The following is a 12,820-nucleotide window of genomic DNA, read 5'->3' as shown; positions in this document are numbered from 1 at the left end:
GGCGGAGGGCGAAAGAGGATTTTGTGAAAGAGGGATAAAACGCGTCGTCCTGTAAACGCAAGAAGCCGGCCTTTTTCCAAAGGCCGGCTTCTGCATGATAAAACGGTTATTGTTCCTGGGCCTGGGGAGCGGAAGCTTCCGGCTGGAGCAGGGGAGTGGAGGTTTCCTTCACTTCCTCCATGGAAACCTGTTCTTCCTGGGGCTCGCGGGTTTCGCGGGGCTGCCGGGACTGTTCCTGGCGTTCATTGGCGCCGCTGACCAGCAGGTTCCTGCCCATGAAGGGCTGGTTGTGGAGGATGTCCACGGAACGGACGGCATCTTCCATCTTCTTCATTTCCACAAAGGCATAGCCCTTGGACTTGTGGGTGCGGGGGTTGTAAATGATTTCCACGGAGCTGACTTCCCCGATGCCCTTGAATACGTCTTCAAGGTCGCTTTCCGTCGCTTCATAGGAAAGGTTGCCCACGTAAAGCCTGCGGTTGGAGACGGGCTGCTTGGGAGCGGAAACGCGCTCCTGCCTGTTGCGGGCCACGCGGGTATTGGTTTTGGCGGCGGCTTTATCCCTGGCGGCGGGTTTGTTGTTCTTGGCCGGGCGGATGCCGAAGAGGCCCAGGAAACGCTGCCACAAGGAGAGTTTGGCAGGTGCTTCTTTTTTATACTTGGGACGGTAGCCGCTGGAATCCCGGCGGTCATTGCCATAGGAGCGTCCGCCCTTGTTATAGCGGCGACGGGCTCCCTGGCCCTGTCTTCCCTGTGTGTTGTGCTGTGACATACTTATATTCTAAGTTGATGATTATGTTGGTGTCATGCCGGATTTATCGCTGTACGCAGTAAGTTCCATCCGGAAAATCGCCGGGACGTTCCGCTACCATGAGAAAAGCCAGGAGTAAGGATGCCCCGTGCCCCGATCAACGGTCCATGCGTGGTCTGATAGGGGGGCGATCAGGCTAGGTGCGGTACCAGTCCGGTCGATTGACGCGTATACCAATGCACAGGGAGCCGGATTCTTGCAAGCCGGTATACCGTCATTTTGGGCTTTCCGCCCGTCCGGAGACAGGAAGACCGTCCGGAAGGGCGCATTATTCCGGGCGGAAAGCGGCAGGGTGAGCATGCAACTTGACAAAAAGACCGGGACAGCGCACTTTAAGTGCCGACTAACTTACACTCTCTCTCGATGCTGATTCAAAATGCAGACCGTACTACCTACGGGATCAATAAAATTGTCGTTTCCATCCTCGCATTCGTCATCTTCTTCGTTGTCGGGTTCGTTTCGTGGCAATGGATGGGGGTGGCTCCGGAACCGTGGCGGCTGCGCACACTGGTGCTGACGCCGCTGACGATGTCCCTGCTGCTGTATGTCTGCTGTGACCAGCTGGGCGTTTACTACCGGTGCATGACGCTGGGCGGAAGCATCCGGCGGTTTGTCATGGCGTACGCCTGTTTTGTGGTGTTGAGCGTAGTGACGTGGAAGTACTTTGTTCCCTTTTCCGCGAACATTATTGTCCAGACCCTGGCCTATCTGCTCACGTTCCTGGGCGCCCTCTGGCTGCGCATCAGCCGGTTCCGGGCGGAAAAGAGGCTGGTGGAGGAGGCCCCCACGCTGGTGGTGGGCATTCCGGACCATGTGAAGGAGTTCCGCAAGATGCTGGAAAGCGACCATGTGGACTTCAAGGATGAACTGCTGGTGATGGCTCCGGAAGAGGTGGACCGCGCGGAGGTCAGGAATTTGCTGATCAAGGGCTGCATCAGCAAGGTGGTGTTTCTTCCGGAGGAGGTGGACTCCGCCGTGGCGCGGTGCCTGGTGGAGCTGTGCGGCAAGATGGGAGTGGATTTTTACGCGAGCATGGTAGTGAGCATGCCCGACGTGCATAAAACCTATTTTGGCGTGCTGGGAGGAACCAGAATGCTGGTGTACAAGTCCACCCCCATTCCCTACACCACCTCCTGGCAGTTGAAAAAGATACTGGACTGGGTGGGCGCGCTCCTGCTTCTGGTGGGCACGTTCCCCCTGTGGGTGCTGGCGGCCGTAGGCATCAAGCTGTCTGACCGCGGTCCCGTCTTCTACCGCCAGAAGCGTTCCGGCCTGTATGGCCGGGAATTCGGCATGTGGAAATTCCGCACCATGTACCGGGATGCGGACAAGAGGCTGGATGAGGTGAAGGCCAGTTACGGCAACGACATGAACGGCCCCATCTTCAAACTGGAGCATGACCCTCGCATCTTCCCCTTCGGCCGCTTCCTGCGCAAATTCAGCATAGACGAACTTCCCCAGCTCATCAACGTGCTGAAAGGGGAAATGAGCCTGGTGGGGCCGCGGCCGCTCCCCGTTTATGAGACGGAGGCCTTTACCAGTGACGCCCACCGCCGCAGGCTGAGCGTTTTGCCCGGGGTGACGGGGTACTGGCAGATAGCCGGGCGCAGCAACATCCGGGAATTTGAAAAACTGGTGGAGCTGGACATGGAGTACATTGACAACTGGTCCCTGTGGCTGGATGTCAAACTGCTCCTGAAAACTGTCCCGGCGGTGCTGTTCGCCCGCGGGGCGAAGTGACGCTCCGCCTTTCCCCGCATCCCTGAAATGCAAGCCGGAGGCCGTCGTTTGCAACGGGATTTGGAGGGGGCTGGCGCCTCGTGGCAGGCCGGTGCAGGCCCGTTTTTGAAAGGAATGCGGACGGCTGGCAACGGGTGCTTGGAATATTTGGTTGAAAATGAAGAAAATTGTTGCGGGGCGGAGACTTTAACCTTGAGGTGCGGAAAGGGATGGGGCAGAATCAGCCCACTATGGATTTAGTTCAGCGAGAAATCTCTAAAGAAACGGTGACTCCGTATTTCATCGAGTATTTCGGTCAGGAGCCGACTCACGTGGCTGCGGCGCCGGGGCGTGTGAACCTCATCGGTGAGCACACGGATTATAATAATGGCTTTGTGATGCCCATGGCGCTTGATAACCACTGTGTTGTGGCTGTGGCTCCCTCCCCCGTGGGCAAGCACCGCTTCTGCGGCTCCCTGGGCGACCAGATCCATGAAATTGCGGTGGAGGACGCCCTGGTTCCCGGCGATCCGTTCTGGTCCAACTACGTCCGCGGCGTCCTGGCCAACCTGCACAGGCGCGGCATAGAAATCGGGCCGGTGGACATGCTGATTGACAGCAACGTGCCCCGCGGCGGCGGCCTTTCCTCCAGCGCCGCTCTTGAAGTTTCCGTCTGCACGGCGCTTGCCGCCTTCGCCGGGGTTGAAATTGATCCCAAGGAAGTGGCCTTGATCGGCCAGGCCGTGGAACATGAATTCGTGAACGTTCCCTGCGGCATCATGGACCAGTTTATTTCCGCCAACGGAAAGAAGGGCATGGCCCTCAAGCTGGACTGCGCCACGCTGGAATATGAACTGGTGCCGATGAACAACGAGTCCGTCTCCGTGCTGGTGCTGGACAGCGCCGTGAAGCACTCCCTGGCGGACGGAGCCTACGGCCAGCGCCGCAAGCAGTGCGAGGAAGCCTCCGCCATCATGGGCGTGCCCTCCCTGCGGGAAGCCACGCTGGAGCTGCTGGAATCCTTCAAGGAACAGCTTGGCGACGTGCGCTACCGCCGCGCCCGCCACGTCATTGGTGAAAACGCCCGCGTAAACGCCTTTGCGAACGCCCTTGCCCGCGGCGACTGGGATGAAGCCGGCGTAGCCATGCGCGGCAGCCACGCCTCCCTGCGTGACGATTATGAAGTTTCCTGCGCGGAAGTGGATACCCTGGTTTCCCTCTGCGACCGCATTCCTTCCGCATCCTCCATTTACGGCGCGCGCATGACGGGCGGCGGCTTCGGCGGGTGCATCGTGGCCCTGGTGAAGACGGAAGACGTGGACAAGGTGGCCCGCGAGCTTCTGGACGGCTACTGTCAGGAAACGGGCATTGAAACCACTTACCTTGTGACCTGTGCCGGAGAAGGCGCCCGTGTCCTGTACCAAGCTTAATCCATACTGATTATGAGAACACTAGCAACCATATTCGGGGCTCTGGCCCTGATGACGTGGGGCGTTTCCGCCCAGGAGGGCTCCGTGCCCGCACCGGCGGCTGATGCGCAGCCCGCCCTGGCCGCTCCGGCCGTGACCCCCGCTGCGGAAGCACAGCCGGCTGCGGAACTTCAGCCGGCGGCCCCCGCCGCCGTCGCCTCCCAGACAGCTCCGGAAGCCTCCGCTGAACCCAAGACAGCCCCCCTTTCCATAACGGAAGTCATCCTGTTCTGTGTGGTTGTGGTGGGCGTAATCGCCCTGGGCATCTGGAAAAGCCGTGATCCTGAGGAAACGGAGGAAGAAAAGAAGACCAAAGGCGCTTCAGACTACTTCCTGGCCGGCCGCGGCCTGACCTGGTGGCTGGTAGGCTTCTCCCTGATCGCCGCCAACATTTCCACGGAACAGTTTGTGGGGATGTCCGGCAAGGCCGCCAACTGGGTTGGCATGGCGATCGCCGGGTATGAATGGCTGGCCGCCATCACGCTGGTAGTCGTGGCCTTCTGCTTCCTTCCCAAGCTGCTGAAGGGCGGTGTATACACCATTCCCGAATTCCTGGAATACCGCTATAATACGCTGGCGCGTTCCCTCATGGCCATTGCTACGCTGCTGATTCTGGTGGGCGTGCCGACTGCGGGCGTGATTTACGCCGGCGCCAAGGTTATCTCCGTGTTCTTTACGGGGTACACTGCCATGGGCATTGACTTCGGCAACATCACCGTGGGCTGCATCATCATTGCCTTCTGTGCTACGGTATACGTGTTCGTGGGCGGTTTGAAAGCCTGCGCCTGGACGGACCTGTTCTGGGGTGCCGCCCTGATTGTAGGCGGCGGCGTGGTGGCATATTTTGCCCTGATGGCGCTGAGCGGTGCGGACCCGAACCATCTGGTGCAGTCTGCCGCCGCCAATTCCGGCGCAACGGTCGCTTCCCTGGGAAATCCCTCGGACAGCCTCTGGCACGGGGTGACGCGCTTCTTTGAACTCAACTCCGGCGATGCGGCCAGCGGCGTGAATACCGTGGGCGGCAAGCTCCACATGATCCGCCCTGCTGACGATGCGGAAATCCCGTGGACGGCCCTTTGCCTGGGTCTCTGGATTCCCAACTTCTTCTACTGGGGCCTGAACCAGTACATCATGCAGCGTACGCTGGCTTCCAAGTCCCTGGCGGAAGGCCAGATGGGCATCGTGTTCGCCGCGTTCCTCAAGCTCATCATTCCGTTTGTGGTGGTGGTTCCCGGCATTCTGGCCTACAACCTGTACCGCAATGACCTGAAGGAACAGGCAGAAGTGAAGTATGCGGCGGAAATCCGCAAGGCGGAAAATCCCGAGGCCGTCAAGGGCCGTCCCGTCATCTACAAGCTTACGGACAGCTTCCTGGTGGAAAACGTGGAAGAAGGCTGCGCCCACGCCCTGCATAATGCGGAAGTGATGAAGGTTGGCGGCGAGGTCATGGCCGAATTGAAACAGGCCTGCGCCGATCTGAAGGCGGATGCCGCCAATGACCAGACTACTCTGGCGGAACGCGCTCCGTTCGTGGAAAAGATCGCCTCGCTTAACAGCAAGATCATCAAGCCGGCCGTAGACAACTCGGACAACTATTATCTGACGGATACCCTGGTGGGCTTTGACTATGACTCCGCCTTCGGCACGCTGATCAGGAAGCTGCTGCCCGGCACGGGCTGGACGTGGTTTGTGCTTGCCGCACTCTTCGGCGCGGTGGTGTCTTCCCTGGCGTCCATGCTGAACTCCGCCTCCACCATCTTTACGATGGACATTTACAACAAGCTGCGCAGGAACGCGAAGCCCACGGAGCTTGTTACTGTTGGCAAGATCGGCCTCCTGGTGTGCGCCGTGATTGCGCTGTGCATTGCGCCGTTCCTGGACAGCCCGGCTTTCGGAGGAATCTTCAACTTCATCCAGGAATTCCAGGGCTTCCTGAGTCCTGGCGCCCTGTGCGTGTTCCTCTTCGGCTTCTTCGTGCCCAAGTGCCCGCGCATCTTCGGCTGGCTGGGTATTGTCATCAATGCCCTCCTGTACGGAGCCTTGAAGATATGGCAGCCGGAAATGGCCTTCCTGAACCGCATGGCCGTGTGCTTTATTACGGTGGTGATCATCGGCTTCATCTTCACGGCAGTGAACGCCGCCCGCGGCGGACAGTCCATCGTGCTGCCCGATAGAGGCGTGGTGGCCCTCCAGTCCTCTTCACGCGCCAAGATATTCGGCTGGTTCGTGATTGCCGCGACGGTTGCCCTGTACATCATCTTCTGGTAACGGGCAGGGGCGTTAAGCCTGTGTTTTTCAATCCCTCCGGTCCAGGCCGGGGGGATTTTTTGTGCCCGGAAAGGAGGATGAACCTGCCCTGAAGCCCTTGGAGCGGAAAAGGATGTCAAAACGGATGACAAATGCTTTCTTGTTGTATCTAAACGAATTGCGTATGAAATTGAAAAAATGGGACTTTTTTTTCATCTATCGTGTGAACCTGGGAGGCGGGTTCGAGTCAAATCCCTTGTTGATCGTCAATCAAAGGAAAGACGTCAACAGGATATAAGCAAACGGAAAAACTCCATCTCTGTTGATGATATGAAAATGCGTTTATGTATAATGTCGCTCCTTGCTCTCCTGTGCTCCGCACCGGGATGGGGGAAAACGACAATGGTTTCGTTCGGCGAAAGTTCGAACACCTATTCCGCTCCGTGGAATTTGGCAAGCGGTACAATGACAAGTGGCAACCGCACGACCGGCAATTCCATGAAAGCTACGGACGGTACGGCGTCCGCGATTCAGGTTACGTATAACATCTCCGGCGGTCTGCTCGGAGGAGTGCAGGCTACCAACAGCAACATGTACGGTACGCACACGATCGGGACCGGCGGCCTGAACATGTGGAAGCAGGCTTACGGCTATGACCTGGATGCCGCCAAGACCACCCGCGGGTGGAATGAGACCCTGGTTCTTGGGGTGGGAGGCCTCGTCGCCCCCGGTGACGTTAGCGTCACCGGATTTCAGGCCAATAGTTCCTATACGATGTCTTCCGTGTTCACCATAAGCGGCTTGGCAAATGTGGCCACGTGGGGAACGAACAGCCCCGTGAACCTGACCGGTACTGGTATCAACGTCAAGAATATCTATCTGGCCGGCTCCAACGGGCAGGTAGTGGATCTGCTTCACATCAGCGGCGGCAGCCTGGCTACCCTGCTTTCCAGCGGTACGTTCATGCTGACCTGGCAGTTTGAAACCAATTCTTCTTTCAATCCCAGCTCTTCGGTCACGATGGACTTCTCCGACAGCCTGCTTTCCCTGGCCGGCGACTACGGAATGTCCGCCCTGGCAGTCAGGGACGGAATGCCGAGCCTGGCTGTTCCGGAACCGGCCACGGCTTCCCTCAGCCTTTTTGGACTGGCAGCCCTGCTGATGCGCCGCCGCCGTTCCCGTTAAACCTGTCCCGGTAAAAAATAACTCATGGTTTAAAGGCAGCCGGTGAAACACCCGGCTGCCTTTTATTCATCTTCCAGAAGCATGCTGCGGAGGGAGTCGAAAAAGTTTCCGGACTCCTCTTCCGTCGCTTCCGCATTCATGAGATCCTCCCATTTGGAATAATCCATCAGGTGGGGAGGAATTTCACTCAGGAAGGAGGAACGCTGGCAGGGCATGCGGTCCCCGTAGCGCAGGCGCGTGGCGCAATAGGTCAGCATGAGCTTTTCCTGGGCGCGCGTGATGCCCACGTAAAGCAGGCGGCGTTCTTCGTCACAGTTGCCGTCTTCCAGGGAACGCTTGTGGGGCAGGATGCCTTCTTCCAGCCCCACGAGGTACACCACCGGGAATTCCAGCCCCTTGGCGGCGTGCATGGTAATCAGGCACACGCCGGGCTTGTTCTCCACGTCGTCGTCATTGTCCTCCTTGTCCAGAGTGACCTGGGCCAGATAATCCCGGAGGGTTTTTCCGGGCTGCCAGAAGTTGCGGAGGGAGGCTTTCACGTCCCCGATGGATACCAGCCGCTTCTGGATTTCTGCCTCCGTCTTGCACAGGCGCGTGACGTACTCGCTGAATCCGGTTTCTTCAATGAGCTGTTCCAGGGCGTCTCCAAAATCGGTCTCCTTATCCTGGAAAAGGTCGATGTATCTGGCAATCAGGTCGTTGAACTCCAGCACGCTGTTGCGGGCGCGGGTGGAGAGTGTGGCCAGGAATTCGTCGTCCTGCAGGGCGGCCCATACGCTGTTGCCGTGTTCCCGGCTCCAGTCGATGGCCAGGTGGCTGGTCAGCTCGCTGATGCCGCGCGGGGGCGTATTGAGGATGCGCAGCAGGTATTCGTCAGCCTGCGGGTTTTCGATGGTCGCCAGGTAGGAAATGAGGTCCTTCACCTCCTTGCGGTCAAAGAAGCTCTGCGCCCCCACCATGCGGTAGGGAATCTTGTGCTCCCGGAGCGTCTGTTCAATAATGCGGCTCTGGGTGTTGGCCCGGAACAGGATGGCGAAATCCTCCCAGGGGCGCTCCTCCTGCCTGCGGACGTTTTCAATGTCCGTGATGATGAACTCCGCTTCCTCCGCATCTCCGGGCATGGAAATCAGCCTCACTGCTTCTCCGCCGCCCTTGTGGGCGCGCAGCGTCTTGTCCCTCCGGCCCAGGTTGTGGCGGATCAGGGCGTTGGCCGCGTCCAGGATGGGGGCGGTGCAGCGGTAATTCTCCTCCAGCTTGATGACGGCGGGGTTTGGGAAAAAGCGTTCGAACTCCAGGATGTTGCTGATCTGGGCGCCGCGCCAGCCGTAGATGGACTGGTCGTCGTCGCCCACCACGCAGACGTTGTGCGCGGGACCCACCAAATGTCCCAGCAGGCTCATCTGGAGGCTGTTGGTATCCTGGAACTCATCCACGGTGATATAGCGGAAGCGCTGCTGCCACGCCTCCCTGACGTCCCGGTGCTCCTTCAGCAGCTTGTCCGCCAGAATCAGCAGGTCGTCAAAATCCACGGAATTCTGCGCCTGAAGCTCCCGCTGGTAGGAGGCGGCGATGTTGGCCGTCAGGTTGTCTTCAATGGAATCCAGGCCCAGGCCGCTATTCTTCATCCGGCTCATGGCGGACAGCACGTCCTTGGGGGTGATTTTTTCCGTGATGCCGCCGTGGCGTACGATCAGGCGCCGGATCAGTCCGCTCTGCTCGGAACCGCTGTAAATGGTGAAATTGGTCTTGTACCCCAGCCGGCCTATGTCCTCCCGCAGGATGCGCACGCAGAGGGAATGGAAGGTGCTCACCATGATCTGGCGCGCCGCCTTCCGTTCCACCATCTGGCCTACGCGCTCCCTCATTTCCAGGGCGGCCTTGTTCGTGAACGTCACGGCCAGGATGCTTTTAGGGCTGATGCCGCGGTCCACCATGTGGGCGATGCGGCAGGTGACGGTGCGCGTCTTGCCCGTTCCGGCCCCGGCCAGGATCAGCACGGGCCCCTGCAGGGTCTGTACGGCCTTCCTCTGGGCCGCGTTCAGGCTCTCCATGGAAAAGGACTTGGCCATTTACACGTCAAAATGGATGTCTTTCAAATTCGGGTGGCCGGCGATGAGCTGGGAGATGTTCATGCGCGTACTTCCTTCAAGCTGGACGTTCGTCACCAGCAGGCCGCCGCTTCCGCAGGCGATCAGCAGCCCCTGTTCTCCGGCGGAAAGCACCTGGCCCGGTTTCCCTTCCGCCTCCGGAACGATGGAGAAGCCGGGGAAGATTTTCATGTTGCGGATACGCTTCTTGCGGTTCCAGTAATTGGTGAAGGTGCCGGGCCACGGGTCATACGCCCGGATCATGCGTCCGATTTCCTCTGCGGGGCGCGTCCAGTCAATCTTTCCGTCCGCACGCAGGAGCTTGGGAGCGTACGTCGCCAGGAATTCCTTCTGGGGGACGCGTGTGGCGGTTCCCTTTTCAATGGCGTGGATGGCTGGGAGCAATACGTCCGGCGTCATCTGGGCCAGCTTGTCGTGCAGGGAGCCGCCGGTTTCCGTGCCTTCCAGCGGGGTGCTGATCTGGGCGATGATGTCCCCGGCGTCCAGCTTTTTGACGATGTGCATGATGGTGATTCCCGTCTCGGAATCGCCGGACTTGATGGCGGACTGGATGCAGGCCGCTCCGCGGTGGCGCGGCAGCAGGGAGGCATGGGCGTTGATGCAGCCCATGGGCGCCATGTCAATCACTTCCTGGCTCAGGATCTGCCCGTACGCCATGACCGCGATCAGGTCCGGATTCAGCCTTTTAAGGTTGATCAGCGCGTCCGGAGTCCGCAGGGAGTGCGGCTGGAGCACGGGAATGCCCGCTTCTCTGGCAATGTTCTTGATAGCGGGAGCCGTAAGCACCTGGTGCCTGCCGACGGGGCGGTCAGGCTGCGTGACCAGGCCTACCAGGTCCGAGTTACGGACCAGGCTGCGGAAGGCGGGAATGGCAATGTCGCCTGTGCCCATGAAGACGATGCGCATGGCTGAAAGCTTGCCCTGACGGCCTGCGCAGGTCAATGTTAAATCCGGATTCGGGAGGGGAATAATGGTGTGCAAATGCTGTTTTGCGGTCCTTTTCCGTCCGCGGGCTGCAGGGGCCTTTCGGCCCTTGCAGACAAAACCCCTTCGATTCATTCCGGATTGGATCCAATGATGAAGGCCGGGAGGCCTTCATTCCCGGCAGGGCGTTTTCACGCAGTCCGCGGGAAGGTGTTTTTCCGTGTTTCCCGCTGGCTGTCCCGCCGGGAACAAGGCTCTTCCGGCCCCTGCCGTCAAGGCAGGCGCTGCGCCGGATCTGCCGGAAGAAGCTCTGCGGGCGTGCCCGTCTTCCTGCAAGAAGTTCTTTCCGATTGACTGGAATACTGGTATATCCTGTCCCATGGAGAAGAGAAGGCTGCCGCGAATTCTGATCGTGACTGCGGGATACGGGGAAGGGCACAATTCCGCCGCCAGGGGTGTGCGGGATGCCCTCGCAGGGCGCGCGGAAGTCCGCGTGACGGACCTGTGCGCGGAGGCGATGCCCCGGATGTTCCGCCTGACGCGCGCCGCCTACCTGTGGATTATTTCCCGCCTGCCCCGCCTCTGGAAGCTGATGTACGAGGTGAGCGACAAGCGCAACCTGGCGGAAAAACCCGTCAAGGGGCTCGCTCCCGTGGAGCGTTTTCTGGAACGGCTGCTGCGGGATTGGAAGCCGGACGCCGTGGTCTGCACGTACATGGTGTATCCCTACATGCTGGATTCCCTGGCGGCCCGCACGGGGAACGCGGTGCCGTACTTGACCGTTGTGACGGATTCCTTCGTCATCAACAAGTCCTGGCTGTGTTCGGAGTCCCCCCTGTGGGCCGTGACGGACCCCTGGACGCGGGAAATCATGGTGGAGAAGGGGCTTCCTCCGGACAGGGTGCGCGTCACGGGATTCCCCGTCAATCCCGGCCTGGGGGCGCTGGCGCGGGAGCGCCCCGTTTCCTGGAAGGCGGGCGAGCCGTTCCGGGTGCTTTATTTTGCCCAGCGTTCCGCACGGCATGCGCGCGCGGAGCTGGAGGCCATGCTGGAGGCGGACCCCTCCATACGCGTCACTTGCATCCTGGGCCGCCGGTTCAGGCGCATTTACCCCCATATCCGGGATTTGCGCGCCAGATACGGGCATAGGCTGGCCGTGCGCGGCTGGACGCGCCGCGTGCCCTCCTATCTCGCCGCCAGCCATGTGGTGGTTGGGAAAGCGGGAGGGGCCACCGTGCACGAGGTGCTGGCGTCTGCACGGCCCATGCTGGTAAACTTTCTTCTTCCGGGCCAGGAGGAGGGCAACGCCCGCCTGCTGGAAAAACTGGGCGGCGGCCGCCATGTGCCGGACGCCCGTGCCCTGGCTGCCGCCTTGCGGGAGATGGTTGAGGAAGGCGGTGCGCCGTGGAGGCGCATGCATGAAAATTTGGTGAAGGCGGAGATGACCGGGGGAAGCGGCAAGATAGCGGATTTGGTCTTGAAACTGGCGGAGGAACGTACTAACTGATTTCCGTGACTTATCTGCTGATCGACAATTCCAATACGCGCACCAAGTTCGTGCTTTCCACGCCGGACGCCCTGCTGCCGGAACGGTACATGATTCCCACCCGGGAGGTGAGCGAGGAACGGCTGGATGAAGTGCTGGCCGGCGTCCATTACGATGCCGCCGTGGTGTGCTCCGTAGTGCCGCGCGTGGGGGAGGTGCTGAAAAACTGGATAGGCAAGCCGTGCCATTTCCTTTCCTGCGATTCCCGGCTGGGCGTGGGCATCGACTACCCCCACCCGCGCCAGATAGGAGCCGACAGGCTGGCGAACGCCGTGGGCGCCGCGGCCTATTACGGCTGCCCGTGCGTCGTGGTGGACTTCGGCACTGCGGTGACCTTTGACGTGATCGGCCCCCAATGCACCTATCTGGGCGGCGTCATTGCTCCAGGGCTTGCCAGCATGGGGGATTACCTGGAGCGCAATACCGCCCTTCTTCCCGCCATCGACCCGCAGGAGCCCGCCCATGCCATTGGAACCAGCACGGTGGAGGCCATGCAGTCCGGCGCCGTGTACGGCTACCGGGGGCTGGTGAAGGAAATCCTGGCCCGGCTGGAGGAGGAGCTGGGCACGCGCCCGGCCGTGGTGGCTACGGGCGGGGACGCCGCGCTGATCGCCAGGGGCGTGGAGCGCATCGACCATGTGGACCCGGATATTACGCTGAACGGTTTGCGGATAGCTGCCGTGCTTAATCTTTGAAGAACGGGCAACGGCCTGGCCGGGAGCTTGTTACTTCCGGCGAGGGGGCCGGATGACACGTAAAAACTCATAAATAGGTGTTGCAAATTGCGTATACCCCATGTAGTATCCATGAA

9 protein-coding genes are annotated in these 12,820 nt (G+C 60.2%); 6 read left to right on the top strand and 3 right to left on the bottom strand.

Annotated features, from left to right (window positions below):
* Positions 1 to 106: 106 nt before the first annotated feature.
* A complete protein-coding gene (locus tag P8A25_RS12080; protein ID WP_022396903.1) occupies positions 107 to 772 on the bottom strand; it encodes an RNA-binding protein in 666 nt (221 codons plus the stop codon).
* 402 nt (positions 773 to 1,174) lie between these two features.
* Between P8A25_RS12080 and P8A25_RS12075 the strand changes: the two genes are divergently transcribed.
* The 4 genes from P8A25_RS12075 (at position 1,175) to P8A25_RS12060 (ending at position 7,431) form a co-directional block, all read left to right on the top strand.
* A complete protein-coding gene (locus P8A25_RS12075) occupies positions 1,175 to 2,551 on the top strand; it encodes a sugar transferase (RefSeq protein ID WP_102721131.1) in 1,377 nt (458 codons plus the stop codon).
* Positions 2,552 to 2,817: 266 nt separating this feature from the next.
* Positions 2,818 to 3,960, top strand: a complete 1,143-nt coding sequence (gene galK, locus P8A25_RS12070) for a galactokinase (protein ID WP_180971117.1) — start codon at positions 2,818 to 2,820, stop codon at positions 3,958 to 3,960.
* A 12-nt stretch (positions 3,961 to 3,972) separates the two neighbouring features.
* A complete protein-coding gene (locus tag P8A25_RS12065; RefSeq protein ID WP_022396899.1) occupies positions 3,973 to 6,267 on the top strand; it encodes a sodium:solute symporter family transporter in 2,295 nt (764 codons plus the stop codon).
* Between the two features lie 477 nt (positions 6,268 to 6,744).
* Positions 6,745 to 7,431: a PEP-CTERM sorting domain-containing protein gene (locus tag P8A25_RS12060; RefSeq protein ID WP_180973005.1), complete on the top strand. Its 687-nt coding sequence runs from the start codon at positions 6,745 to 6,747 to the stop codon at positions 7,429 to 7,431.
* A gap of 62 nt (positions 7,432 to 7,493) precedes the next feature.
* Here the strand turns inward: P8A25_RS12060 and P8A25_RS12055 are convergent, their stop codons facing one another.
* Together P8A25_RS12055 and fmt are read right to left on the bottom strand one after the other, a co-directional pair.
* On the bottom strand, positions 7,494 to 9,500 hold the full coding sequence (locus P8A25_RS12055; protein ID WP_022396897.1) for an ATP-dependent helicase: 2,007 nt from the start codon (positions 9,498 to 9,500) through the stop codon (positions 7,494 to 7,496).
* Positions 9,501 to 10,520, bottom strand: a complete 1,020-nt coding sequence (gene fmt / locus P8A25_RS12050) for a methionyl-tRNA formyltransferase (protein ID WP_240454377.1) — start codon at positions 10,518 to 10,520, stop codon at positions 9,501 to 9,503.
* A gap of 322 nt (positions 10,521 to 10,842) precedes the next feature.
* On the opposite strand from fmt, the gene P8A25_RS12045 reads away from it, so the two are divergent.
* Complete coding sequence (locus P8A25_RS12045) at positions 10,843 to 11,970, top strand: MGDG synthase family glycosyltransferase (protein WP_215442395.1); 1,128 nt, start codon at positions 10,843 to 10,845, stop codon at positions 11,968 to 11,970.
* Between the two features lie 5 nt (positions 11,971 to 11,975).
* The gene (locus P8A25_RS12040) at positions 11,976 to 12,704 is read left to right on the top strand and encodes a type III pantothenate kinase (protein ID WP_022396894.1); all 729 of its coding nucleotides are present in this window, start codon (positions 11,976 to 11,978) and stop codon (positions 12,702 to 12,704) included.
* Positions 12,705 to 12,820 lie beyond the last annotated feature (116 nt).

The sequence above is a fragment of the Akkermansia sp. BCRC 18949 genome (assembly GCF_045011645.1).
In the GTDB taxonomy this organism is placed as follows: Bacteria; Verrucomicrobiota; Verrucomicrobiia; order Verrucomicrobiales; family Akkermansiaceae; genus Akkermansia; species Akkermansia massiliensis.
This window is presented reverse-complemented; position numbering and strand designations above follow the sequence as displayed.

Excerpts from the sequence above, each read along its gene's own strand:
- P8A25_RS12080 (WP_022396903.1), bottom strand. The coding sequence starts at position 772 with ATGTCACAGCACAACACACAGGGAAGACAGGGCCAGGGAGCCCGTCGC.
- P8A25_RS12075 (WP_102721131.1), top strand. The coding sequence starts at position 1,175 with ATGCTGATTCAAAATGCAGACCGTACTACCTACGGGATCAATAAAATT.
- P8A25_RS12065 (WP_022396899.1), top strand. The coding sequence starts at position 3,973 with ATGAGAACACTAGCAACCATATTCGGGGCTCTGGCCCTGATGACGTGG.
- P8A25_RS12060 (WP_180973005.1), top strand. The coding sequence starts at position 6,745 with ATGAAAGCTACGGACGGTACGGCGTCCGCGATTCAGGTTACGTATAAC.
- P8A25_RS12055 (WP_022396897.1), bottom strand. The coding sequence starts at position 9,500 with ATGGCCAAGTCCTTTTCCATGGAGAGCCTGAACGCGGCCCAGAGGAAG.
- P8A25_RS12045 (WP_215442395.1), top strand. The coding sequence starts at position 10,843 with ATGGAGAAGAGAAGGCTGCCGCGAATTCTGATCGTGACTGCGGGATAC.